General features: G+C 64.9%; 21 protein-coding genes and 1 tRNA gene. 15 read left to right on the top strand and 7 right to left on the bottom strand.

Going from position 1 to position 25,082, the window contains the following annotated elements; all coding sequences use genetic code 11:
* Positions 1 to 149 precede the first annotated feature (149 nt).
* The 4 genes from OZ10_RS11730 to OZ10_RS11715 form a co-directional block, all read right to left on the bottom strand.
* Positions 150 to 1,343, bottom strand: a complete 1,194-nt coding sequence (locus OZ10_RS11730) for an RNA polymerase sigma factor (protein WP_039564992.1) — start codon at positions 1,341 to 1,343, stop codon at positions 150 to 152.
* Between the two features lie 331 nt (positions 1,344 to 1,674).
* Positions 1,675 to 2,172, bottom strand: a complete 498-nt coding sequence (locus OZ10_RS11725; RefSeq protein ID WP_039409852.1) for a putative signal transducing protein — start codon at positions 2,170 to 2,172, stop codon at positions 1,675 to 1,677.
* Between the two features lie 208 nt (positions 2,173 to 2,380).
* Positions 2,381 to 3,286 carry an acyl-CoA thioesterase II gene (gene tesB, locus OZ10_RS11720; protein WP_039409857.1) on the bottom strand — a complete coding sequence of 302 codons (906 nt, stop codon included), beginning with the start codon at positions 3,284 to 3,286 and terminating at the stop codon, positions 2,381 to 2,383.
* A gap of 70 nt (positions 3,287 to 3,356) precedes the next feature.
* Positions 3,357 to 4,127 (bottom strand): enoyl-CoA hydratase/isomerase family protein, encoded by a 771-nt coding sequence (locus OZ10_RS11715; RefSeq protein WP_039564991.1) that lies wholly within the window; start codon positions 4,125 to 4,127, stop codon positions 3,357 to 3,359.
* A gap of 23 nt (positions 4,128 to 4,150) precedes the next feature.
* On the opposite strand from OZ10_RS11715, the gene OZ10_RS11710 reads away from it, so the two are divergent.
* Positions 4,151 to 4,621, top strand: coding sequence for a copper chaperone PCu(A)C (locus OZ10_RS11710; protein WP_052210023.1), 471 nt, complete (start codon positions 4,151 to 4,153; stop codon positions 4,619 to 4,621).
* A gap of 220 nt (positions 4,622 to 4,841) precedes the next feature.
* Here the strand turns inward: OZ10_RS11710 and OZ10_RS11705 are convergent, their stop codons facing one another.
* Together OZ10_RS11705 and uvrA are read right to left on the bottom strand one after the other, a co-directional pair.
* Entirely contained in the window at positions 4,842 to 5,246 is a 405-nt protein-coding gene (locus tag OZ10_RS11705; RefSeq protein WP_039409568.1) for an acyl-CoA thioesterase, read from the bottom strand.
* A complete protein-coding gene (gene uvrA, locus OZ10_RS11700; RefSeq protein WP_039409566.1) occupies positions 5,246 to 8,212 on the bottom strand; it encodes an excinuclease ABC subunit UvrA in 2,967 nt (988 codons plus the stop codon). The genes OZ10_RS11705 and uvrA overlap by 1 nt, the downstream gene beginning before the upstream one ends.
* A 291-nt stretch (positions 8,213 to 8,503) precedes the next feature.
* Between uvrA and rplU the strand changes: the two genes are divergently transcribed.
* The 3 genes from rplU to obgE all read left to right on the top strand — a co-directional run bounded on the left by rplU (position 8,504) and on the right by obgE (position 10,382).
* The gene (gene rplU, locus OZ10_RS11695) at positions 8,504 to 8,824 is read left to right on the top strand and encodes a 50S ribosomal protein L21 (RefSeq protein WP_003484328.1); all 321 of its coding nucleotides are present in this window, start codon (positions 8,504 to 8,506) and stop codon (positions 8,822 to 8,824) included.
* Between the two features lie 12 nt (positions 8,825 to 8,836).
* Entirely contained in the window at positions 8,837 to 9,097 is a 261-nt protein-coding gene (rpmA, locus tag OZ10_RS11690) for a 50S ribosomal protein L27 (RefSeq protein ID WP_003484326.1), read from the top strand.
* A 232-nt stretch (positions 9,098 to 9,329) separates the two neighbouring features.
* On the top strand, positions 9,330 to 10,382 hold the full coding sequence (gene obgE / locus OZ10_RS11685; protein WP_039409562.1) for a GTPase ObgE: 1,053 nt from the start codon (positions 9,330 to 9,332) through the stop codon (positions 10,380 to 10,382).
* Positions 10,383 to 10,473: 91 nt separating this feature from the next.
* Here obgE and rpsT read toward each other — a convergent pair whose 3' ends face one another.
* Complete coding sequence (gene rpsT / locus OZ10_RS11680; RefSeq protein WP_003484323.1) at positions 10,474 to 10,743, bottom strand: 30S ribosomal protein S20; 270 nt, start codon at positions 10,741 to 10,743, stop codon at positions 10,474 to 10,476.
* A 116-nt stretch (positions 10,744 to 10,859) separates the two neighbouring features.
* On the opposite strand from rpsT, the gene murJ reads away from it, so the two are divergent.
* The 11 genes from murJ (at position 10,860) to OZ10_RS11625 (ending at position 24,923) form a co-directional block, all read left to right on the top strand.
* Positions 10,860 to 12,464, top strand: a complete 1,605-nt coding sequence (murJ, locus tag OZ10_RS11675) for a murein biosynthesis integral membrane protein MurJ (protein WP_039564988.1) — start codon at positions 10,860 to 10,862, stop codon at positions 12,462 to 12,464.
* A gap of 209 nt (positions 12,465 to 12,673) precedes the next feature.
* Positions 12,674 to 13,789, top strand: a complete 1,116-nt coding sequence (locus OZ10_RS11670; RefSeq protein WP_039564986.1) for a bifunctional riboflavin kinase/FAD synthetase — start codon at positions 12,674 to 12,676, stop codon at positions 13,787 to 13,789.
* Positions 13,790 to 13,795: 6 nt separating this feature from the next.
* Entirely contained in the window at positions 13,796 to 16,627 is a 2,832-nt protein-coding gene (gene ileS / locus OZ10_RS11665; RefSeq protein ID WP_039564984.1) for an isoleucine--tRNA ligase, read from the top strand.
* A gap of 293 nt (positions 16,628 to 16,920) precedes the next feature.
* Positions 16,921 to 17,439, top strand: a complete 519-nt coding sequence (gene lspA / locus OZ10_RS11660; RefSeq protein ID WP_039409539.1) for a signal peptidase II — start codon at positions 16,921 to 16,923, stop codon at positions 17,437 to 17,439.
* A gap of 64 nt (positions 17,440 to 17,503) precedes the next feature.
* Positions 17,504 to 18,454, top strand: a complete 951-nt coding sequence (ispH, locus tag OZ10_RS11655) for a 4-hydroxy-3-methylbut-2-enyl diphosphate reductase (RefSeq protein ID WP_039564998.1) — start codon at positions 17,504 to 17,506, stop codon at positions 18,452 to 18,454.
* An 87-nt stretch (positions 18,455 to 18,541) separates the two neighbouring features.
* Positions 18,542 to 18,617: transfer RNA gene (locus tag OZ10_RS11650), tRNA-Thr, on the top strand.
* Positions 18,618 to 18,974: 357 nt separating this feature from the next.
* On the top strand, positions 18,975 to 19,910 hold the full coding sequence (cyoA, locus tag OZ10_RS11645; RefSeq protein ID WP_039409537.1) for a ubiquinol oxidase subunit II: 936 nt from the start codon (positions 18,975 to 18,977) through the stop codon (positions 19,908 to 19,910).
* Positions 19,910 to 21,910: a cytochrome o ubiquinol oxidase subunit I gene (gene cyoB, locus OZ10_RS11640; protein ID WP_039409585.1), complete on the top strand. Its 2,001-nt coding sequence runs from the start codon at positions 19,910 to 19,912 to the stop codon at positions 21,908 to 21,910. The genes cyoA and cyoB overlap by 1 nt, the downstream gene beginning before the upstream one ends.
* Positions 21,907 to 22,542, top strand: a complete 636-nt coding sequence (gene cyoC / locus OZ10_RS11635) for a cytochrome o ubiquinol oxidase subunit III (RefSeq protein WP_179454805.1) — start codon at positions 21,907 to 21,909, stop codon at positions 22,540 to 22,542. Before cyoB ends, cyoC begins: the two co-directional genes overlap by 4 nt.
* On the top strand, positions 22,542 to 22,877 hold the full coding sequence (gene cyoD, locus OZ10_RS11630) for a cytochrome o ubiquinol oxidase subunit IV (RefSeq protein WP_003484294.1): 336 nt from the start codon (positions 22,542 to 22,544) through the stop codon (positions 22,875 to 22,877). Before cyoC ends, cyoD begins: the two co-directional genes overlap by 1 nt.
* A gap of 165 nt (positions 22,878 to 23,042) precedes the next feature.
* The gene (locus OZ10_RS11625; RefSeq protein ID WP_158002171.1) at positions 23,043 to 24,923 is read left to right on the top strand and encodes a M61 family metallopeptidase; all 1,881 of its coding nucleotides are present in this window, start codon (positions 23,043 to 23,045) and stop codon (positions 24,921 to 24,923) included.
* The last annotated feature ends 159 nt before the right edge of the window (positions 24,924 to 25,082 follow it).

Below are 25,082 nucleotides of genomic sequence, written 5' to 3'. Positions count from 1 at the left end.
ATCGCATCAGCAGGCGTTGCGGCGAGCACACAGGGGGCGGTTGTCCCGCGGCAATGCAGGACGACGCGCCTGCGGCAACCGGCGCGGCAGGCGAGGATCCGTCAGTTGCACGCGCTTGCCGACATGCCCGGCCCTGACGCTCAAGTGCCTCAGACCATGCCCAGCCTGTCGTAGTGATGCAGGACCGGAAGCAGCACTGCGATGTTGCTGACGATCACGGCGCCAGGGCTGAACATGCACCGGTACAGCAGCGGTGCTCGCGTGGCCCCGCGTCTGCGTGCGTCGCGCTCCAGCATGGGGCGCATGACACGCGGCAGCACCACGATGGACTGATAATTGATCACCAGCAGGCCTGCGCACAGCACCCACAGCGAGGCCCACGCGTTGACATCGAACCGCTTCATCAGCAGCGTGCTGGCGCAGACCAGGGCCGAGATCAGGGTGATGGCACGGGTGAAGCGGCGTACGCCTGCCGCTTCATCCGGCGATTGCGCAAAGCGCAGCAGATACCAGCCCGACCAGTACGTGCCCAGCGCGGCGACCAGCACGCTGCCGGCGGCAAGCACGGCCGGTGCGCCAAACCAGACGCTCAGCGCGCCCGCTGCACCGCCACCGCTGAGCGCCGAGCCGGTCAATCCGCCGGCACCCAGCTTGCCCGCGCCGCCCAGGCCGCCGAGTGCGATGGCGGCGCTGGCGGTACCCGGCGCCGCCAGCATCGTCGCCGAGGTCACGCCGGTGGCGAAGGCAACGCCGGGCGCGCTGCCGCGGGCGAATTCGCCAAACCGTCTCAACAACGCGTCGCGCACGCTGGCACGTGCGCGCGACAGGCGCTTGCGTACCGCCGCGTCGCTGAGCCCGAGCAGCGATGCCACCTGTTGCGAGCTCTGGCCTTCGCGGTAATACAGCAGCAACGTCTCGCGGCTTTCCTGCGGCAGTGCGGAAATGATGTCGAACGCGGCGATTTCTTCTTCCGCCTGCAGCAGCTGGTCGGCGGGCGAAGGCGCCGGATCGGCGGCCATGGCGATCGCCAGATCCGCCGCCTCGCCACTCAGGGGACGGTGACGATGGGCGCGCAGCCAGTCGCGCGCCAGGTTACGGGTGATCTGGCGCAGCCAGGGCAGGAAGCTGGCCGGCTGATGCAGTTGCGCCAGCCGCTGCCAGGCACGCAGAAACGCTTCCTGGGCGATGTCTTCGCTGGCGGCGACATCCCGGGTGATCGCCAGCGCGATGGCGGTGACGGTGTTCTGGCAGGCACCGACGATGCGGCCGTATGCCTGCCGGCAGCCGGCTGCGGCACTGGGCAGTTCGCGTTGCAGCATCAGGTCCAGCGTCTCGGCATTCATCGGCGCACTCCATGTCCTGTTTCCAGCATGACGCATGAGCGCGGGGGATGTGACCTGGAGGATGGGGCAGGGGCACCGGAATCATCGCAGCGCACTGCCGCGGGCGGTGGATGCGTGGTCAGCGGGACCCGGTCTGCCAGACAGTGCCGGGCTCGGCGTTCGCCGGTGGGGTGCCGCTGGCGAACGGCCTGGCGCCGCGAGCGAGCGTTTGTGCAAGACGCTGGTTGCAGGTGCAGCGCACTGCAGGCTTGCGGCAACAATGACCACCTACGCGGCGGGCGATTCCAGGTCCGCTCCGGCCGTCAGACCCTGCGCAGCGAGTTGCTCACGCTCAGCGGGACGGCTGGATCCGTACCCGCATTTCCTCGTCCTCGGCCGCTGGCGCCGAGTCCGGTGCCGAAGCCGGCTGGGTTGCCGGGGCGACCGGCGCAGGCGCGCTGCGATGGCGCATGACCACCACCATGGCCACGGCGCCGATCACCAGCAGCAGCACCAGACGGATGCGCCAGGCCCAGCTGCGCGCACTGGCACTGGAGCCGTTTTCGCCGTCGCGGAAGGTGTATTCCACGTTCGGCAGATCGCGGCGGGTGGTGTCGAGCAGGCGTGCATCGCGCAGCAGTTCGCGCGCACGCGGTTGGTCGTTGGCATGCACGATCCACACGGTGGGATGCGCCTGCGCGTTGCCTTGCTCCAGATAGCTGAACTGGCCGCCGCGCTTGCTCTGGTAGGAGCGGCCATTACTGAGACGGATCTCGATCCCCGCATCGCGCAACAGATTGGCGACGCCCTCGGCGGTTTCGATACGTTGACTGCTGAAGATCTTGCGCATGCTGGAAACCGCCGTTGGGTCCGGAACAGATGGCGCCACTGCTGCGCCGGTTCAAGGTGGAAAGGAAAGCCGATCAACACTGCCACTGACGGTGCACGCAACGCAGGCGTGCGACAGCAGGTCCCGGTAGCAGTACGCCGGGGGGCGTGGGACGCACGTGGTCAGTGCACGGTCACCCACCCACTCGGCACGACGCAACGCTGCACGCCTAGCCCTTGGCCGGCACGGCAATCGCACTGCCATCGGGCACCACGCGGATCAGCCCCTCCTGCGTGGTGCTGGCCACCAGCACGCCATCGCGGGTGAAGAACTGCCCGCGCGCCAGGCCGCGGGAGCCTTGTGCGGTCGGGCTGTCCAGCGAATACAGCAGCCAGTCGTCGGTGCGGAACGGCCGATGGAACCACAGCGCGTGATCGAGCGAGGCCATCTGCACGTTGGGCGTGTAGTAGCTGATGCCGTGCGGAAACGTGGAGGTGCCCAGCAACTGAAAGTCCGACGCGTACGCCAGCAGCACCTGATGCAGGCCCACGTCGTCGCCGATCGGGTCGTTCAAGCGCAGCCACATCTGCTGGAACGGCGGGCGCTTGGGCGGCCTGAGTTCGTCGCGCGGAAACACGTGGCGAAATTCGAACGGGCCGCCGCGCGACAGCCAGCGCTGCACTTTCGGCGGCAGGTTCGCCAGCACCTCCGGTGCCAGCGGAGCGGCTGGTTCGATGTCTTCCGGTGGCGGCACCACCGGCATCGCCGACTGATGCTCGGCGCCGTCTTCGCGTTCCTGAAACGAGGCCGCGCAGAAAAAGATCACCTTGCCGTGCTGGATCGCGGTGACCCGGCGGACCGAAAAACTGCCGCCATCGCGGGTGCGGTCGACGTCGTAGACGATGGGGTGGTCGATGTTGCCGGCACGCAGAAAATAGGCATGCAGCGAATGCGCCTGGCGCCCGTTGTCGACCGTGGCCTGCGCGGCCGACAGCGCCTGGCCCAGCACTTGTCCACCGAAGACGTATTTGGTGCCGATGTCGCGGCTCTGGCCGCGGAACAGGTTGTCCTCCAGGCGCTCCAGCGACAGCAGGCTGATCAGTTCGGAGACGACGGGTTCGGCGGTGGCGGACAAGGGGCTGGCCTGGGTGCGACGGACCGCGATTATAGCGGGCCGCTTCGTGGTCACCGCGGCAGTGGAAGGCTCAGCCCTTCTGCAGGCGCGCGACCAGTCCGTGCAGTGCGGCCTGTGCATCCGGGGCGTACCAGCCGTCGACGAACCGCTCCAGCTGGATCAGCTCCGGCGCCAGGGCCGCGCGCAGGTCGGCGCGGGCCACCGCACGCGTGGCCAGCATCGGCTGACGCGGCAGCTGCTGCAGTTCGTGCAGCCAGGCCACCGCGCGCGCGGTGACCAGCTCGCCGTCGACCAGTTCATCCACCAGGCCGATCTGCACCGCCTGTTCGGCAGGCAGCAGCTGCCCGGCGATCAGCAGGCGCTCGGCACGGTGCGCGCCGACCACCCGGCGCAACAGCCGCTGGATGCCTTCCGGTGCGGCCAGGCCGACCTGCACTTCGTTCAAGCCGATCGTGTACGGCCTGGCGGTATCGGCGCTGCGTGCCATCACCCGGTAGTCGCAGCACAGCGCCAGCACGCAGCCGCCGGCCGGCGCATGCCCGCCGATCGCCGCAACCACCGGAATCCGGCTGTTGGCCAGCGCCTGCGCAGCCTCGAAGAATGCCGTCCAGCTGGCCAGCAACGCCGCGCGGTCGGTACCGTGCGCCAGCAGCTGCGGCACATCCATGCCACCGGAGAAGATCCGCTCGTTGCCAGACAGCACGATGCCGTCGGCCTCGTCGCCGGCCTGTTGCACCGCAGCGCTCAGTGCCTGGCACAGCGCACGATCCAGCGCATTGACCGGCGGGCGCGCCAGACGGATTTCGCGAACTCGGCCATGGTCTAAGATCTGGATGCTCATTCGGGGCTCCTGGAGGTCGGGTCATGATAGACGGCAGTCGAAGCAGGTGGCAGCTGCGTGCACGCGTGTGGCTTGGTGTGATGGCGCTGCTGGCCAGCACGGGCGCTGCGGCGCAGTGCATGCCTGAGTTCAAGGACGGCTGGATCCGCATCCCGCCACTCGGCGGCATGGGCATGGCCGCGGGATTCGGGCAATTCCACAATGGCTGCACGCAACCGTTGACGATCACCGCGGCCACGAGCAGCGCCTTCGCCGACGTGTCGCTGCACGAGACCACGCAGAGCAATGGCGTCAGCCGCATGCGTGCAGTACCCGCGCTGGCCCTGCCCGCCGGCAGGGCGGTACCCCTGGCACCCGGCGGCCTGCATCTGATGTTGATGGAGGCACGCGCCCCGCTGCAGGAAGGCGCGCAGGTACCGGTGACGTTCACCTTGCAGGACGGTCGCCAATTCAAGGCCACGCTGCAGGCACGCAAGCGCGCGCCGGGCGGATGAGGAGCGGGGCGGATATACGCCCGGGGAGCCGGCTTCGTCTTCCGCATGCACGTGCGTGCGGCATTGCCGGGGCGCTTGGGCCTGCGGCCTGCGGCCAGGTGCAGCGGGATCGGCTCGCGCGGCGCCACTGCCAGATAAAGCACGCGCCCACAAAAAAACGGCGGCTCCCGCAAGAGCCGCCGTCGATGGCGTGATTGCCCAGGCCTGGCGGCGCGACCGCTCAGGTGCTGGCGAGGCGCACCGCGTCCGGCAGCGGCGCACTCTTGCCGGTCTGCGTATCGATCCACACCACCACCACGTTGCCATCGGAATACAGCACGCCGTCGTCCTTCTGGTCGAAGATGCGGTGGCCGATGGTGACGCTGCTGTTGCCCAGCCGCTCCACGAACAGCTCCACTGTGATGTCGTTGGGCCAGATCAGCGGCTGCTTGTAGTTGACGTTGGTGGCCGCGACCACCGGTGCGATGCGGTCGGTCATTGACACGCCTTGCACGCCCAGCATCCAGCGCACGCGTGCTTCTTCCAGATAGGAAATGTATTTGGCGTTGTTGACGTGGCCCATGCTGTCCATGTCGCGCCAGCGCACGCTGATCGGAATGCGTGCCAGGATCTTGTGTTCGCTCATCAGCTTGCCTTCTTCTTCGCGGTTTTTTTGGTGGCGGACTTGGCAGCCTTGGCCACCTTCTCCGGTTTGACCTTGCGCGGCGGGCGCGCATCCGGCTTGTTGGCCATCGCGGCCGGACGCGTCTCGCGCGCCTTCACCGACGGCAGCATCTTTGCCAGGAACTGGCCAGTGTAGGACGCCTCGTGCACGGCCACATCTTCCGGCGTACCGGAGACCAGGATGGTGCCGCCACGGTGGCCGCCTTCCGGGCCCAGATCCACGATCCAGTCCGCGGTCTTGATCACGTCCAGATTGTGTTCGATCACCACCACGGTATTGCCTTCGTCGCGCAGCTTGTGCAACACGCCGAGCAAGGCTTCGATATCGTGGAAGTGCAGGCCGGTGGTCGGCTCGTCCAGGATGTACAGGGTGCGTCCGGTATCGCGACGCGAAAGTTCCTTGGACAGCTTGACGCGCTGCGCTTCACCGCCGGAGAGCGTGGTCGCGCTCTGGCCCAGCTTGATGTAGCTCAGACCGACATCGACCAGGGTTTCCAGCTTGCGCGCGATCGACGGCACCGGCTCGAACAGGCGCAACGCGTCTTCCACGGTCATCTGCAGCACATCGCTGATATTGAATCCCTTGTAGCGGATCTCCAGCGTCTCGCGGTTATAGCGCTTGCCGTGGCAAACGTCGCAAGGCACGTAGACGTCGGGCAGGAAGTGCATCTCCACCTTGATCATGCCGTCGCCCTGGCAGGCCTCGCAGCGGCCGCCGCGCACGTTGAAGCTGAAACGCCCCGGCGAGTAGCCGCGCGCGCGCGCCTCGGGCACCTGCGCAAACAACTCGCGCAACGGGGTAAACATGCCGGTGTAGGTGGCCGGGTTTGAACGTGGCGTGCGACCGATCGGCGACTGGTCGATGTCCACCACCTTGTCGAACAGATCGAGATTTTCGACTTCGCGATGTGGCGCCACCACGTGCGAGGCACCGTTGATCTCGTTGGCCGCCAGCGTGAACAAGGTATCGTTGATCAGCGTCGACTTGCCCGAGCCGGATACGCCGGTGATGCAGGTCAGCAGGCCGGCCGGAATGTCCAGATCGACGTTCTTGAGGTTGTTGCCGGTCGCCCCGCGCAGATGCAGCATCATCTTCGGGTTGGGCTTGTGGCGCTGCTTGGGGATCTCGATGCGGCGCTTGCCCGACAGGTATTGGCCGGTCAGCGAGCGCGGCGATTTCAGGATGTCCTCCAGCGTGCCTTGCGCGCAGATCTCGCCGCCATGCACGCCGGCACCGGGGCCGATGTCCAGCACATGGTCGGCCAGGCGGATCGCATCTTCGTCATGCTCGACCACGATCACCGTGTTGCCCAGATCGCGCAGCCGCGTCAGCGTGCCGAGCAGGCGTTCGTTGTCGCGCTGGTGCAGGCCGATCGATGGCTCGTCCAGCACGTACATCACGCCCACCAGGCCGGCACCGATCTGGCTGGCCAGACGGATGCGCTGCGCCTCGCCGCCGGACAAGGTGTCGGCCTTGCGTTCCAGGGTGAGGTAATCCAGGCCCACATCGACCAGGAAGCCCAGCCGCTCGCCGATCTCCTTGACGATCTTGGCCGCGATCTCGCCGCGCCAGCCCGGCAAGGACAAACCACGGAAAAAGTTCAGCGCTTCGTTGACCGGCAGCACCACCAGTTCCGGTAGTGGGCGATCGGCCACGAACACATTGCGCGCAGCACGATTCAAGCGGGTGCCATTGCAGGCCGGGCAGGGCTGCTGGCTGACGTACTTGGTCAGCTCTTCGCGCACTGCTGGCGACTCGGTTTCGCGGTAGCGACGTTCCAGGTTCGGCAGAATGCCCTCGAAGCGATGCTTGCGCGTGGTACGCCCGCCCGCATCGGTGAAGTAGGTGAAGCTGATCACCTCATCGCCGCTGCCGAACAGCACCGCCTGGCGCACCTTGGCCGGCAGCGTGTTCCATACCGCGTCCACATCGAACTTGTAGTGCTTGGCCAGCGAGGCGATCAGCTGGAAGTAATAGGCATTGCGTCGATCCCAGCCGCGCACCGCACCGGCCGACAGCGACAGCTCCGGATGCACCACCACACGGTCCGGGTCGAAGAACTCGGCCACGCCCAGGCCATCGCAACTCGGACAGGCGCCGACCGGTGCGTTGAACGAGAACAGCCGCGGTTCCAGCTCCGGCAGCGAGTAATCGCACACCGGGCAGCTGTACTTGGACGAGAACAGGTGCGGTGCGGCCGCCGGGTCGTCCAGCGACTGCACCGCCACCATGCCTTCGCCCAGCTTGAGCGCGGTTTCGAAACTTTCCGCCAGGCGCTGCTTGATGTCCTCGCGCGGGCGGAAACGGTCGATCACCGCTTCGATGGTGTGTTTCTGGCGCAATGCCAGCGGCGGCACCGCATCGATCTCGTACAGTTCGCCGTCCACGCGCACGCGCACGAAGCCCTGCGCACGCAGTTGTTCGAACACCTGCGCATGCTCGCCCTTGCGGTCGCGGATCACCGGGGCCAGCAGCATGTAGCGCTGTTCCTGGTCCTGGGTGAGCATGTGGTCGACCATCTGGCTGACGGTCTGCGCTTCCAGCGGGAAGCCGTGGTCCGGGCAGCGCGGCTGACCGACGCGCGCGTACAGCAGGCGCAGGTAGTCGTAGATCTCGGTGATGGTGCCGACGGTGGAGCGTGGGTTGTGCGAAGTCGATTTCTGTTCAATCGAAATCGCCGGGGACAGCCCTTCGATATGGTCCAGGTCCGGCTTTTCCATCACGCTCAGGAACTGGCGCGCATACGCCGACAGCGACTCGACGTAGCGGCGCTGGCCTTCTGCATAGATGGTGTCGAACGCCAGCGACGACTTGCCCGAACCGGACAGGCCGGTGATCACGATCAGTTTGTCGCGGGGCAGGTCGAGGTCGATGTTCTTGAGGTTGTGCGTCCGCGCGCCGCGGATGCGGATGAAATCCATCGCCATGGGGGATCCGATGTCGGGCCGGCGAACCGGCGGTGGTGCGAGCGTGCTCAGCAGGAATGAGTGGCAGTCGATCAGCCTACCCGCCGACCTAGGTGAGGGCAATTGCCCCAAATGCCAGTCTGCCGGGGCCGTTGTGGCGGCCGGATGATGCGTTCCACCAGGGCGATCCGGCCGGCAGCGGCGGGCCGGCTTGCGGGTTGACCCGAAACCGGCTAGGCCAGTACAATTCCGCTCCTGTCTGCCCCATGGGCAAGTCAGGCGACCATAATAACTACAGAGGAACACCTGGTCATGTACGCAGTTCTGGTAACCGGCGGTAAGCAATACCGCGTCGCGCAGGGCGAAACGCTCCGCGTGGAAAAGCTCGAAGTCGAAGCTGGCAACGAGATCAAGTTCGACACCATCCTGATGCTGGGTGATAGCGACGGCATCAAGCTGGGCGATGCGCTGAAGGGCGCCTCGGTCACCGCCAAGGTCGTGGCCCATGGCCGCGCCGACAAGGTGCGCATCATCAAGTTCCGTCGCCGCAAGCACCACATGAAGCGTCAGGGACACCGTCAGCACTACACCGAAATCGAGATCACCGGCATCGCCGGTGGTGACAAGAAGTAAGGAGAACCAGTCATGGCACATAAAAAGGGCGTAGGTTCCTCGCGCAACGGTCGCGATTCCAACCCGAAGTACCTCGGCGTGAAGATCTTCGGTGGCCAGGCCATCGACGCCGGCAACATCATCGTGCGGCAGCGCGGCACCCAGTTCCATCCGGGCGCCGGCGTCGGCCTGGGCCGTGATCACACGCTGTTTGCGCTGGTCGACGGCAAGGTGGAATTCTCCACCAAGGGCCCGAAGAAGCGTCGCACCGTCAGCGTGGTTGCCGAGGCGTAATCGCCCGCTCCATGCAGGCCAGTTCGCCCGGCAACGCTGCCGGGCGAATGAGACGGAAAGCCCCGCTTTTGCGGGGTTTTGCGTTTGAGAGTTGCGAATCGGGATTCGGGATTGGGGATTCGCAAGAGCGGACCCCTCGGCATCCTGGCGTCCCCATCCTTTCCTGCTGACGGGCTCGCCATGGTTGCGTTGCAGCGTTGTCACCAATCCCAAATCACGAATCCCGAATCCCATGAAATTAGTCGACGAAGCAGAAATCCTGGTCACCGCCGGTAATGGCGGCAATGGCTGTGTCGGCTTTCGCCGCGAGAAGTTCATCCCGTTGGGCGGGCCTGATGGCGGTGATGGCGGGGCAGGCGGCAGCGTCTGGATCGTGGCCGACGAGAACGTCAACACCCTGGTCGACTTCCGTCATGAGCGCACCTTCAAGGCGCAGCGCGGCGAGAACGGCATGGGCCGCCAGGCCTATGGCAAGGGCGGCGAAGATCGCGTCATCGTGGTGCCGGTCGGCACCGTGGTGATCAACGTGCAGACCGATGAAATCATTGGCGACCTGGTCCAGCACGGCGATCGCCTGCTGGTGGCCAAGGGCGGCAAGGGCGGTCTGGGCAACATGCATTTCAAAAGCTCGGTCAACCGTGCGCCGCGCCAGTCCACCACCGGTGAAGAGGGCGAGGAGCGCCTGCTCAAGCTGGAGCTCAAGCTGCTGGCCGACGTTGGCCTGCTGGGCTTCCCGAATGCTGGCAAGAGCACGCTGATCCGTGCGGTGTCGTCGGCCACGCCGAAGGTGGCGGACTACCCGTTCACCACGCTGTATCCCAATCTGGGCGTGGTCAGTGTCGAGGCGTACCGCAGCTTCGTGATCGCGGACGTGCCCGGCCTGATCGAAGGCGCAGCCGATGGCGCCGGCCTGGGTACGCAGTTCCTACGTCACCTGCAGCGCACCCGCCTGCTGCTGCATCTGGTGGACATGGCCCCGATGGATGGTGGGGTGGACGGTGTGTCGCCGGCCGACCAGGTGCGTACCCTCGAGCGCGAGCTCGAGCGGCATGATCCTGAGTTGCTGAAGAAGCCGCGCTGGCTGGTGCTCAACAAGGCCGACCTGATGTTCGAGGACGAGGCGCGCGCCGCTGCCGAGGCCATCGTGGCCGAGCTGGGCTGGACTGCGCCGTGGTATCTGGTCTCGGCGCTGGGCCGTGACGGCACCTTCCCGATCATGAAGGACGTCATGGCCTTCTTCGACCGCCAGCGCGAGGACGAGCTCGAGGCACGCGATGCGGGCTGAGTGCGCAGGCGCACACACAAAAAACCCGGCCGAGGCCGGGTTTTTCTGTGCTACCGGAAGCCAGGCTTCCGGCAACGTCGCTGCCGATCGCTTACGCGGCCTTGATGGCCTTGATGCGCGCGGTCAGGCGGCTCTTGTGGCGTGCAGCCTTGTTCTTGTGAATCAGGCCACGGGCGCTGAAACGGTCGAGGATCGGCTGTGCAACGGCGAAAGCAGCTTCGGCGCCTGCAGCATCGTTGGCGTCAAGGGCCTTGATCACCTTCTTGACGGCGGTGCGCAGCATCGAGCGCTGACCGGTGTTGCGCTCATTGCGCACAATGGTCTGCTTGGCGCGCTTCTTGGCGGACTTGATATTGGCCACGGTGGTGGTTTCCTGAAAAATCGGTGTGGTGGAAAAAGCAAGCGCGAAAGTATGATGGACCCAGATATGTACGTCAAGTCAGTTGTCAAGAGGCAGTCCCCATGAGCACCCCCCGCATGATGAGGGGCCTGCTCTCCTTCAGCAGCATGACCATGGTGTCGCGGGTGCTGGGACTGGTGCGCGACCAGGTCATCACCACCACCTTCGGCAGCAATGCGGTGACCGATGCGTTCTGGGTGGCCTTCCGGGTTCCCAATTTCCTGCGGCGGCTATTTGCCGAAGGCTCCTTCGCCACCGCCTTCGTGCCGGTGTTCACCGAGGTCAAGGAAACCCGGTCGCATGCCGAGCTGCGCGAGCTGATGGCGCGCGTGGCCGGGACCCTCGGCGGCGTGCTGCTGCTGGTCACCGCGCTGGCGCTGATCTTCGCCCCGCAGCTGGCCACGCTCTTCTCCAGCGGGGTGGACACCGATCCGGCCAAGCATGGCCTGCTGGTGGATCTGTTCCGTCTGACCTTCCCGTTCCTGCTGTTCGTGTCGCTGACTGCGCTGGCAGGCGGGGCGCTGAACAGTTTCCAGAAGTTCGCCATGCCGGCGCTGACCCCGGTGATCCTCAACCTGTGCATGATCGCCGGCGCCGTGTGGCTGGCGCCGAAGTTGGGCGGCACTCCGGAAAGGCAGATCCTCGCGCTGGGCTGGGCGGTGCTGGCGGCGGGCATGCTGCAGTTGCTGTTTCAGCTGCCTTCGCTGAAGGGCATCAACCTGCTGACCCTGCCGCGCTGGGGCTGGCGACACCCGGGTGTGCGCAAGGTGCTGACCCTGATGGTGCCGACCCTGTTCGGCTCCTCGGTGGCGCAGATCAACCTGCTGCTGGACACCGTGATCGCCGCCAAGCTGACCGATGGCTCGCAGTCGTGGCTGTCGCTGGCCGACCGGTTCCTGGAACTGCCGCTGGGCGTGTTCGGGGTGGCGCTGGGTACGGTGATCCTGCCGGCGCTGGCGCGCCATCACGTCAAGACCGACCGCGCCGCGTTTTCCAGCGCGCTGGACTGGGGCTTCCGGACAACCTTGCTGATCGCAATGCCGGCCATGCTGGGGTTGTTGTTGCTGGCCGAGCCGCTGGTGGCAACGTTGTTCCAGTATCACAAGTTCACCGCTTTCGACACCCGCATGACGGCCTTGTCGGTATACGGCCTGAGCTTCGGACTACCGGCGTACGCCATGCTCAAGGTGGTGCTGCCGGCGTTCTATGCGCGCCAGGACACCCGCACCCCGGTGCGCGCCGGCGTGGCGGCGCTGGTGGCCAATATGGTGTTCAACTTTGCGTTCCTGGCGGTGCTGTACCACCTCATGGTGCCGCCCGAGCTCAAGGCGCAGGGCGTGATGCAGGCGCTGGGTAAACAGCCCGGGCTGCATCTGGCGCTGGGCATTGCCAGCGCGCTGTCGAGTTATCTCAACCTGGGACTATTGTGGTACTGGCTGGGCAAGTCCGGCGTGTATCAGCGCCGGCCGGGCTGGGGCGGCTATGTGATGCGTCTGCTGCTGGCATGCACGGCGATGGCGGTGGTGCTGTTGGGCCTGCTGTGGTGGCTGCCGTCGTTCACCGGAATGGACAAGTGGCAGCGGATCGGCTGGCTGGCGGTGCTGGTCGGCAGTGGCGGGCTGACCTACCTGGCAGCGCAGCTGGCGCTGGGTCTGCGGCCGCGCCACCTGCGCGAGAGCTGAGTCTGGATGTCGGGTCCCTTCCCCCGTGTGCGGGGGAAAGTGCCTGAAGGGCGGATGGGGGTAGGCCGTACCGGCGGCGGGCTTGGCCTGGTGTCGCTGAGCGCTTGCGTGATCGATGCGGATCATGCGGGTTGACAGGCACGGCTATACTTACAAGTTATGTATCAGCGAGGGTCGGCCGCCAAGCCGGCATCTGTTTGGATCGAGGAATGAGCAGGCTGTTTAGAGACGTCGCGGGCGGGACGCTGTTCCCGCACGGAAGCGTGGTCTGCATCGGCGCCTTCGATGGCCTGCACCTGGGGCATCGGGCATTGGTGCAGCACGCGGTTGACCGCGCGCGCGCGCTCGGCGTGCCGGCGGTGGCGTTGAGCTTCGAGCCATTGCCGCGCGAGTTCTTCGCCCCGGCCGCACCGCCGCCGCGGCTGACCCTGGCGCGCGCCAAGATCGAAGGCCTGCTCGGTTTCGGCGCCGACAGCGTCGGCCTGATCCGGTTCGATGGCCGTCTGTCGGCGATGCGCGCCGAAGACTTCGTGCGGCTGGCGCTGGTGGGCCGGCTCTGCGCCCGCGAGGTGTGGATCGGCCCGGAATTCCGTTTCGGCCATCGCCGTGGCGGCGACATCGCCTTGTTGCGCACACTCGGCGAACAGCACGGATTTGCGGCCGGGGAGATTGCGCCGGTGCATCTGCATGGCGAGCGCATTTCCGCCACGCGTATCCGTGAATTATTGGTGGCAGGCGAGTTTGCGCACGCCGCCGATCTGCTCGGCCGCCCGTACGCCATCGGCGGGCGGGTGGTGCGCGGCAAGCAACTGGGTCGCACGTTGGGCTACCCCACCGCGAATCTGCGGTTTTCGCGCACGCCGGCGCTGTCGGGCATCTATGCCACCTGGGTGCACGGCGTGGCCGCGCAACCGTGGCCCTCGGTGTCCAGCTTCGGCACGCGGCCGACCGTGGCTGGCGTGGAGCCGCTGCTGGAAGCGCATCTGTTCGATTTCCAGGGCGATCTGTACGGCCGGCATCTGGAAGTTGAATTCGTCGCCAAACTGCGCAACGAGGAAAAGTTCGATGGTCTGGAGGCGCTGACCGTGCAGATGCATCGCGATGCCGAACAGGCGCGCGCGGTGCTTCAGGGCAGCCCGTCGCGAATGCTGGTTGGCGCTGGAAGCATGGGCGGCCTGCAGCAGGCGCGCGATGTTTCCGTGCATGCCGAAGGCAGTCGCAGGCAAGGCGCTGTGGCGCCCGGTGCAGACCCCAATAATGCGAGTCCCTCGCAACAGCCCGCACATCCCTGTGCGGACTCTTCAATGAAAGCAGCGCAACGGTAGATTCCTGTGACCCAAGACTACAAAGCCACTCTTCATCTGCCTGCGACGGACTTTCCGATGCGCGGCGACCTGCCCAAGCGCGAGCCCGCGATGCTGGACCGCTGGGAGCGCGAGGGCCTGTATGCGCAGCTGCGCGCCAACGCGGCCGGGCGCCCGCTGTTCGTACTGCACGATGGCCCGCCATATGCCAACGGCCAGATCCATCTTGGCCACGCGGTCAACAAGATCCTCAAGGACATCATCGTCAAGTCGAAGTATCTGGCTGGCTTCGATGCGCCCTACATCCCGGGCTGGGACTGCCATGGCTTGCCGATCGAGATCGCGATCGAGAAAAAGTACGGCAAGGTCGGCGTGAAGCTGGACGCGGCGGAATTTCGTCAGAAGTGCCGCGAGTACGCGAGCGAGCAGATCGATCTGCAGCGCCGCGACTTCAAGCGCCTGGGCGTGGTGGGCGATTGGGACAACCCGTACAAGACCCTGGATTTCCGCTTCGAGGCCAACGAGCTGCGCGCACTGGCCAGGATCATCGAGAACGGCCATCTGACCCGTGGCGTCAAGCCGGTGCACTGGTGCTTCGATTGCGGCTCGGCGCTGGCCGAAGCCGAGATCGAATACGCCGACAAGGTCTCGCCGACGGTGGATATCGCCTATCCGGCGCGCGATCCGGGTGCTGTCGCTGCCGCATTCGGTGCGACGCTACCGGCGGACGTGAGCGTGGCGGTGCCGATCTGGACCACCACGCCGTGGACGCTGCCGGCCTCGCTGGCGGTGAGCCTGGGTGCGGAACTGGATTACGTGCTGGTCGAAGGCCCGGCCGATCGCGGCCAGCCGCGTTGGCTGGTGGTGGCAGAGGCCTTGGCGGCCAAGGCGTTGTCGCGATACGGCGTGGACGAGGTGGTGGTGCACGGTCGCGCCAAGGGCGCGGTGCTGGATCAGATGCTGCTGAACCACCCGTTCTACGTCGAGCGCGAGATACCGCTGCTGCTGGGTGACCATGTGTCGGCCGAGGACGGTACCGGCGCAGTGCACACCGCCCCAGGTCACGGCCAGGAGGACTACCAGGTCTCCAAGCAGTACGGGCTGCTGGAGCGCTACGGCGCTGCGCAGATCAATCCGGTGGACGGACGCGGCGTGTATCTGCCGTCGACCCCGCCGCTGGGCGACACCGTGCTGGCCGGGCTGCATATCTGGAAGGCCAACGAGGTCATCATCGACGCGCTGCGCGACACCGGCGTGCTGCTGGCGGCGAGCAAGATGGAGCACAGCTATCCGCACTGCTGGCGGCACAAAACGCCGATCGCGTTCCGTGCCACGCCGCAGTGGTTCTTTTCGATGGAGCAGGCCAACCTGCGCGCTGACGCGCTCAAGGCGATCGAACAGGTGACGTGGTACCCGGCCTGGGGCCAGGCGCGTATTGCCGGCATGGTCGAAGGACGTCCGGACTGGACCATCTCGCGCCAGCGCACCTGGGGCGTGCCGATCGCCCTGTTCGTGCATCGCGAAACCGGCGAGCCGCATCCACGCAGCACCGAATTGCTGGGGCAGGTGGCCGACCGGGTGGAGCAGGGCGGTGTGGACGTGTGGTACGCGCTGGATGCCGCCGAGCTGCTGGGCGACGAGGCCGCCGACTACGACAAGATCACCGACATCCTGGATGTGTGGTTCGACTCGGGCGTGACCCACGAGGCGGTGCTGGTGGACCGCGGCCTGCCCACGCCGGCGGACCTGTATCTGGAAGGTTCCGATCAGCACCGTGGCTGGTTCCAGTCCTCGCTGCTGACCGGCGTGGCCATGAATAAGGCGGCGCCGTACAAGCAGTGCCTGACCCACGGCTTCACCGTGGACGAGCACGGCCGCAAGATGTCCAAGTCGCTGGGCAACGGCATCGAGCCGCAGGACATCATGAAGACGCTGGGCGCGGACATCCTGCGCCTGTGGATCGCCTCGGCCGACTACAGCAACGAGATGTCGCTGTCGCAGGAGATCCTCAAGCGCAATGCCGATGCGTATCGCCGCCTGCGCAATACCGCGCGTTTCCTGCTGGGCAACCTGCATGGCTTCGACCCGCTGCAGCATCTGGTGGCGCTGGACGACATGGTGTTGCTGGACCGTTGGATCGTGCATCGCGCGCATGAGCTGCAGGAAAAGATCGTGGCCGCCTACGCGCGCTACGACTTCGCCGAAATCGTGCAGGCGCTGCTGAATTTCTGCAGCGTGGATCTGGGCTCCTTGTACCTGGACGTCACCAAGGACCGTCTGTACACGATGGCCGAAGAGTCGCGCGGCCGCCGGTCTGCGCAGAGTGCGATGTATCACGTGGCCGAAGCGTTCGTGCGCTGGGTCGCGCCGGTGCTCACCTTCACCGCTGAAGAGCTATGGGCATATCTGCCGGGCGAGCATGTCGGCAACGTGCTGTTCGCCACCTGGTACGACGGCCTGGCGCCGCTGCCGGCCGATGCCGCCTTGACCGGCGCGGACTTCGACAAGTTGCTGGCCCTGCGTGAGCAGGTGGCCAAGGTGCTGGAGCCGATGCGTGCAAACGGCGCGATTGGCGCGGCACTGGAAGCGGAGATCACCGTGGCTGCCGATGCGCAGACCGCCGCGCGCTGGCAGCCGCTGGCCGATGAACTGCGCTTTTTGTTCATCAGTGGCGATGTCACCGTGACAGCGGCCAGCACCGACGACATCTTCGTCAGCGCGCAGCCCACGACCAAGGCCAAGTGCGTGCGCTGCTGGCATCACCAGGCCAGCGTGGGCAGCGACCCGCGGCATCCCGAGCTGTGCAGCCGCTGCGTCAGCAATATCGAAGGCCCCGGCGAGGTGCGTCGCTGGTTCTAGCGGCGCGGGTCCTGATGTGTTGATAGCTTCTCCCGCAAGCGGGAGTCCGTTCCAAGACTCCTTCTCCCGCAAGCGGGAGTCCGTTCCAATACCCTTCTCCCGCAAGCGGGAGTCCGTTCCAATACCCTTCTCCCGCAAGCGGGAGTCCGTTCCAATATTCCTTCTCCCGCAAGCGGGAGAAGGTGGCGCGCAGCGCCGGATGAGGGCATTACTTCGCATCCGGCACCGCTTGCCGATTTGCCCGTCGGGCAGCTTCTTCCGAACCCGGAAGTAGCAACAGCTAAGGTGATTCGATGACCGCAAGACCCAAACCCTCCGCATTGATCTGGTTGCTGCTCTCGGCCGTGGTGATCGGGCTGGACCAGTGGAGCAAGGCCTGGGTGTTGTCCAGCCTGCCCGAGTACACCCCGGTGCCGGTCATCGAGGGTTTTTGGAACTGGTACCGCACCTATAACACCGGCGCGGCCTTCAGCTTTCTGAGCGATGCCGGCGGCTGGCAGCTGTGGTTCTTCACTGCGTTGGCGGTGGGTATCAGCGGCCTGCTGGCGTTCTGGCTGTCGCGCACCGCGCGCAACGAGTGGCGCAGCGCGCTGCCGTATGCGCTGGTGATCGGTGGGGCGATCGGCAACGTGATCGACCGGCTGATGCACGGCCATGTGGTCGATTTCATCCAGTGGTACATCGGCAGCCATACCTGGCCGTCGTTCAACATCGCCGATTCGGCGATCGTGGGGGGCGCGATCGGGATTGCCGTGTTCGGCCTGTTCGACAAGTCCGGCAAGCGGGAGCCGGGAATCGGGAATCGCCGCTGAAGTTCCCGCGGACCGGCGCTGCCCGGCTCCATTCCCCAATCGCCATTCCCGTAGAATGCACCGCATGGATGTCCTGCTCGCCAATCCCCGTGGTTTTTGTGCCGGCGTCGACCGCGCGATCGAGATCGTCAAGCGTGCGATCGAGACGCTGGGCGCCCCGATCTATGTACGGCACGAGGTGGTGCACAACCGTTTCGTGGTCGACGACCTCAAGCAGCGCGGCGCGATCTTCGTCGAAGAGCTGGACGAGGTGCCCGACAACGCCACGGTGATCTTCAGTGCGCACGGCGTCTCACAGGCGGTGCGCCAGGAGGCCGAGCGCCGTGGGCTCAAGGTGTTCGATGCCACCTGCCCGCTGGTGACCAAGGTGCATTTCGAGGTGGCGCGGCACTGCCGGGCCGGCCGCGATGTGGTGCTGATCGGCCATGCCGGGCATCCGGAGGTGGAAGGCACGATGGGGCAGTGGAGCCGTGAGCGTGGCGCGGGCACGATCTATCTGGTCGAGGACATCGAGCAGGTGGCCACACTCCACATCAACCAGCCGGAAAACCTGGCCTACACCACCCAGACCACGCTGTCGGTGGACGACACCATGGGCATCATCGAGGCCCTGCGCGCACGCTACCCGGCGATGCAGGGGCCCAGGCACGACGACATCTGCTACGCCACCCAGAACCGCCAGGACGCCGTGCGCGATCTGGCGCGCCAGTGCGACCTGGTGCTGGTGGTCGGTTCGCCCAATAGTTCCAATTCCAACCGGCTGAGCGAGCTGGCCCGGCGCGATGGCGTGGAGTCGTACCTGATCGACAATGCCAGTGAGATCGACCCGGCCTGGGTCGTCGGCAAGCAGCATATCGGCCTGACTGCCGGTGCCTCCGCGCCGCAGGTGCTGGTCGATGGCGTGCTGGCCCGGTTGCGCGAGCTCGGTGCGGCCGGCGTGTCCGAACTGGAAGGTGAGCCGGAATCGATGGTGTTTGCGCTGCCCAAGGAACTGCGGCTGCGCCTGGTCAGTTGAGCGCGGCGGAGGCCGGCGGCATCGGCGATGGCGCGACAGGCGGCATCGATTGACCGGGCTGCGTCGTGCTCCTACAATGCACGGCTCGCCGGAATAGCTCAGTTGGTAGAGCGGCGCATTCGTAATGCGTAGGTCGTAGGTTCGATTCCTATTTCCGGCACCAACGCTTCAGCACTGGGCCGGCCCTTGGCCGGCCCAGTCGCGTTTTGGGAGGGCGCGCAACTGGATGCGTCTTTCAACACCGCTTTTTTTGGCACGGTCGCAGCGCTTCAGTAACGGCCACGGCCGCCCACTGCACCCGCGCGCTGCGCTGCGACAACATGTCGCACACTTTTGCGCGCATTAATTGCGGCAGATCATTGCCAATGGGTTTCGTGCAGGTGCAGCAAAGATTAAAATTGGCGCGCTAACCCGTGTCTTCGGTCTGCGCGGGCCCGCCTTCACCAGGAAGGGCAGTGTCGGACATCTCCCTTGCGGAGCGACGAACGAGGCTGGCGTTCCTTCGCACTTGGATCGACCGATGATTCCGCTGAAACATCTCGGGCGTTTACTTCGTCCAGGCCTGGTGTTGCCGTTCCTGCTGCTGGCAGGCTGCAACTCGGCCATCCTCAATCCGAAAGGTCAGATCGGCCACGACGAGAAGCAACTGCTGATCACCTCGGTGGTGCTGATGCTGATCGTGGTCATCCCGGTGATCGTGATGACGATTGCGTTCGCCTGGAAGTATCGCGCGTCCAACACGAAGGCACGCTACGAGCCGGATTGGTCGCACTCCACCGCCATCGAAGTGGTGGTGTGGTCGATCCCGTGCGTGATCATTCTGGTGCTGGCGGTGCTGACCTGGCGCTCGTCGCACGCACTGGACCCGTACCGGCCGCTGGATTCGGACGTCAAGCCGATCAACATCGAAGCGGTGTCGCTGGACTGGAAGTGGATGTTCATCTACCCGGACCAGAACATCGCCACCGTCAACGAGATCGCGTTCCCGGTGCACACGCCGCTGAACTTCAAGATCACCTCCGACACGGTGATGAACTCGTTCTTCATCCCGCACCTGGGCACCATGATCTACGCCATGGCGGGCATGGAAACCAAGCTGCATCTGGTGGCCAACGAGCCGGGTGAATACTTCGGCCTGTCGACCAACTACAGCGGTCACGGCTTCTCGAAGATGAGCTTCAAGGCGCATGCGGTCGACCAGGCCGGCTTCGAGGCGTGGGTGGCCAAGGTCAAGGCTTCGCCGACCGCGTTGAACGCCGCCGAGTACCAGGTGCTGGCCGCCAATCGCAACGACAAGGAACAGTATCCGGTCACCTACTACTCGTCGGTGCAGGACGGCATGTTCCGCTCGCTGGTCGACAAATACATGAATGGTCCGGGCCACAGCAAGGGTCATGGCGACCATGAGGCATCGGCTGCAGAGCCGGTCGCCATGTGCACTTCTGGAGACAAGTGATGCTAGGCAAACTTACGATCGAGGCGGTTCCGTACCACGAGCCGATCATCATGGTCGCGCTGGGTGGTGCAGGGCTGCTCGGCCTGCTCATCGCGGGCGCCATCACCAAGTACAAGCTGTGGGGCTACCTGTGGAAGGAGTGGTTCACCTCGGTGGATCACAAGCGCATCGGTGTGATGTACATCATCGTGGCGCTGGTCATGCTGCTGCGCGGCTTTGCCGACGCGGCCATGATGCGTACCCAGCAGGCGCTGGCAGGTAACGGCGGCGAAGGTGTGCTGCCGCCGCACCACTACGACCAGATCTTTACCGCGCATGGCGTGATCATGATCTTCTTCATGGCCATGCCGTTCATGACCGGCCTGTTGAACCTGATCGTGCCGCTGCAGATCGGCGCACGCGACGTGGCGTTCCCGTTCCTGAACTCGCTGAGCTTCTGGCTGTTCGTGGCCGGTGCGGCGCTGATCAACATCTCGCTGGGTGTCGGTGAATTCGCGCAGACCGGCTGGCTGGCATATCCGCCATTGTCAGGGCTGGAATACAGTCCAGGGGTCGGTGTCGATTACTACATCTGGGCGTTGCAGGTGTCCGGGTTGGGCACATTGCTGACCGGCATCAACTTCTTCGTGACGATCATGCGGATGCGCGCGCCGGGCATGACCCTGATGCGCATGCCGATCTTCACCTGGACCGCGCTGATCACCAACATCCTGATCATTGCCGCGTTCCCGATCCTGACCGTGGCGCTGGCGCTGCTGGGTGCCGACCGTTACCTGGGTACGCACTTCTTCACCAACGACGGTGGCGGCAACGCCATGATGTACGTCAACCTGATCTGGATCTGGGGTCACCCGGAGGTCTACATCCTGATCCTGCCGGCGTTCGGTATCTTCTCCGAGTTGATCGCCACCTATAGCCGCAAGCGGTTGTTCGGCTACACCTCGATGGTCTACGCCACCTCGTGCATCGGCGTGCTGTCGTTCGTGGTGTGGTTGCACCACTTCTTCACCATGGGCTCGGGTGCCAACGTCAATGCCTTCTTCGGCATCACGACGATGATCATCTCGATTCCGACCGGCGTGAAGATCTTCAACTGGCTGTTCACCATGTTCCGCGGTCGCGTGCACATGACCTCGCCGGTGCTGTGGACGATCGGCTTCATCATCACCTTCACCATCGGCGGCATGACCGGCGTGATGCTGGCGATTCCGGCCGTGGACTTCGTGCTGCACAACAGCCTGTTCCTGATCGCGCACTTCCATAACGTGATCATCGGCGGCGTGGTGTTCGGTTACCTGGCAGGTCTGACCTACTGGTTCCCGAAGGCGTTCGGCTTCAAGCTCAACGAGAAGATCGGCAAGGCGTCGTTCTGGTGCTGGATCATCGGTTTCTTCGTGGCCTTCATGCCGCTGTACGTGCTTGGCTTCATGGGCATGACCCGTCGCATGAACACCTACAACCACCCCGAGTGGGCGCCGTGGCTGTATGTCGCCGCGGTGGGTGCTGCGATCATCGGCCTGGGTATCTTCCTGAACCTGGTGCAGATCGGCTACAGCGTGTGGAAGCGCAAGGAGCATATGGACTACACGGGCGATCCGTGGGATGGCCGCACGCTGGAATGGGCCACCTCCTCGCCGCCGCCGTTCTATAACTTCGCCGTGCTGCCGCATATCGACGACCGCGACCAGTTCTGGGCCGACAAGCAGAACGGCAAGGGCTGGGTGCGTCCGTCCAAGTACGAGCCGATCCACATGCCGCGTAACACCGGTGCAGGCGTCTATATCGGTGCCTTCAGTGTGCTGCTGGGTTTCGGCCTGATCTGGCACATCTGGTGGCTGGCCATCATCGGCCTGGTGGGCATGATCGGCAGCTTCATTGCACGCACCTTCGATGACGACATCGATTACTGGGTGCCGGCCGATGAAGTGGAGCGCATCGAAAACGTACGCTTTGCCCTGCTCGAACAGCAACAGGCGGCGCAGGCCGCGAAGGTGGTATGACCATGGCTTCCTCGACCACGCTTGACCACGCCGCCCATGCGGGCGGCCACGATCACGACCACGACGAGCATCACGACGGCGGTGGCAACACCGTCTTCGGGTTCTGGGTCTACCTGATGAGCGACTGCCTGCTGTTTGCGGGCCTGTTCGCCACCTATGCGGTGCTCTCGGGCGCCACGGTGGACGGGCCGACAGCCAAGGAGCTGTTCGACCTGAAGTTCGTGCTGGTGGAAACCTTCCTGCTGTTGTTCAGCAGCCTGAGCTTCGGCTTTGCGATGATCTCCGCGCACAAGCGCAGCATGACCGGCCTGTACGGCTGGCTGGGCGTCACCGCGCTGCTGGGTATCGGCTTCCTGTGCATGGAAGTGTGGGAGTTCAATCACCTGATCCATGAAGGTGCCGGCCCGGGTCGCAGTGCGTTCCTGTCCGCCTTCTTCACCCTGGTGGGCACGCACGGTCTGCACGTGGCCTCGGGTCTGCTGTGGATGGCGGTGCTGGTGATCCAGATCTCCAAGAACGGCCTGACTCCGCGCAACAGCACGCGTCTGGCCTGCCTGAGCCTGTTCTGGCACTTCCTGGACATCATCTGGATCGGTGTGTTCACCGTCGTCTATCTGTTGGGAGCGCTGTAATGGCCAATCACCACCACACCGATACGGCTGCCGATGCGCATGCCGGCGGCCTGAAGTCCTACCTGATCGGCTTCGTGATGGCCGTGATCCTCACCGTCATCCCGTTTGCGATGGTGATGAGCGGCGCCTTCTCCAAGGGCGTCACCATCGTCGTCATCTCGGTCATGGCCGCAGTGCAGATGCTGGTGCACATGGTGTACTTCCTGCATATGGACCGCACACCCGAGCAGCGCTCCAACGTGCAGGTGGGCCTGTTCTCGCTGCTGATCATCGGCATCGTGATCGTCGGCTCGCTGTGGGTGCTGCACAACATGAACGTCAACATGATGCATTGAGACGGCACCACGCCGGATCGACGCACCGTTGAAGAAAAAGCCGCCAAGCGATTGGCGGTTTTTTTATGCGTCAATCGCGCGCAACATGACCAATGGCATACGGGGAAGCACAGGCGGGCGCTTAGCATCGTGGGCTTGCCTGTTCCAGGTCCCTGCGGAGTTGCGATGAAGATGCCCACCCTGTTGTCCGTGTCGTTGCTGGCAGCACTGTCGTTGCCTGCGGCCGCGCAAACCGCACCGCCGCAGGACGTGCCGTTCGACGGCACCTTGAAGATCGACGTGGATGCCACCGATCTGGCGCACCGCATCTTCAAGGTCAAGACCACCATGCCGGCCAAGCCCGGCCCGATGACGTTGCTGTACCCGCAATGGATTCCCGGCAACCACTCGCCAACCGGCCCGATCGACAAGCTGGCCGGTCTGGTGATCAAGGTCGATGGCAAGGTGGTGCCATGGACGCGCGACCAGTTCGATGTCTACGCGTTCAAGGTGGACGTGCCGCAGGGCGCCACCGAGCTGACCGCCGAGTTCAAGTTCCTCTCGCCGCAGGCTCCCACCCAGGGACGGGTGATGATGACCCCGGAAATGCTCAACCTGCAGTGGAACACCACCGCGCTGTATCCGGCCGGTTATTTCGCACGCAACATCAAGGCGCAGGCCAGCGTCACCTTGCCGGCCGGCTGGAGCTATGCCACGGCGCTGGAAACCGACCGCCGCGTGGGCGACACGGTGACCTTCAAGCCGATCGATTTCGACGACCTGGTCGATTCGCCGATGTTCGCCGGCAAGTACTACAAGCGCGTGGAGCTGAGTACCGGCAAACAGCCGGTCTATCTCAACGTGTTTGCCGACGAAGCCAAGTCGCTGGAGGCCAAGCCCGAGCAGATCAAGGCGCATGCGGCGCTGGTGCAGCAGATGGACAAGCTCTATGGTGCGCGGCATTTCGATCATTACGAATTCCTGCTGGCGCTGACCAAGAAGCTGGGCGGCATCGGCCTGGAGCACCATCGCTCCAGCGAAAACAGCGGCGTGCCGACCTACTTCACCGAGTGGGACAAGAGCTGGACCGGGCGCGACCTGCTCGCGCACGAATTCAACCATTCCTGGAACGGCAAGTACCGCCGTGGCGCCGACCTGGCCACGCCCAATTTCAATGTGCCAATGGGCGACAGCCTGCTGTGGTTGTACGAAGGCCAGACCCAGTTCTGGGGCGAAGTGATGGCTGCGCGGTCCGGCCTGTGGACGCAGGACCAGGCGCGCGACATGCTGGCCGGCGTGGCGGCCCAGTACGAGCGTGGTCGCCCCGGCATGGCCTGGCGCACGGTGCAGGACACCACCAACGATCCGACCATGTCGATGCGCCGCCCGAAGGCGTACCGCAACTATCAGATGAGCGAGGACTACTATTCCGGCGGCCAGATGATGTGGCTGGAGGTGGACAGCAAGCTGCGCGCGCTGACCAACAACAAGCGCTCCATCGACGACTTCGGCAAGGCGTTCTTCGGCATGAAGAACGGCGATTGGGACGTCAACCCGTACACCTTCGACGATATCGTGAGCACGCTCAACGGCGTTGCACCATACGACTGGGCGAGTCTATTGCGCGAGCGCATGGACGGGCACGGCTCGTTGAATGGCGGCATCGAGGCCAATGGCTGGAAGCTGGTCTACACCGAGGAGCCGAATCTTGCGACCAAGGCCGACGAGAGCGACGACAAGGACGTCAGCCTGACCTATTCGCTTGGCCTGTCCTTGAAAGCCTCGGGCGATATCAGCGATGTGCTGTGGGACGGCCCTGCGTTCAATGCGGGGCTGATTACCGGCAACACCATCGTGGCGGTGAATGGCCGCGCTTTCAGCAGCGAGGTGATCAAGGACGCCATCAAGGCGGCCAAGGGCACCACCGCGCCGATCGAACTGCTGGTCAAGCGCCTGGACCGCTATGACACCGTCCGCATCGATTATCACGGTGGGCTGTTGTACCCGCATCTGGAACGCATCGCCGGCAAGCCGGATCGCCTGAGCGAGTTGTACAAGCCGCGCTAAGTCATGCACTCCCACGGCGTTCCGCACCGTGGGAGTAGTGGAGCCGAAGCTGCCTGACTGCTCGTAGCGGTCAGGCAGCTTTTTTGCATTGATGCGTCGATGTGATCCGAGATGGACAGCAGCCGAGCGCATGGGCATCGTCTGCGCGCACGTCATTGC

The sequence above is a fragment of the Xanthomonas cannabis pv. cannabis genome, from assembly GCF_000802365.1.
GTDB classification, from domain to species: domain Bacteria; phylum Pseudomonadota; class Gammaproteobacteria; order Xanthomonadales; family Xanthomonadaceae; genus Xanthomonas; species Xanthomonas cannabis.
Note: the sequence above shows the minus strand (reverse complement) of the source record. Positions and strands in the feature narration are given on the sequence as shown.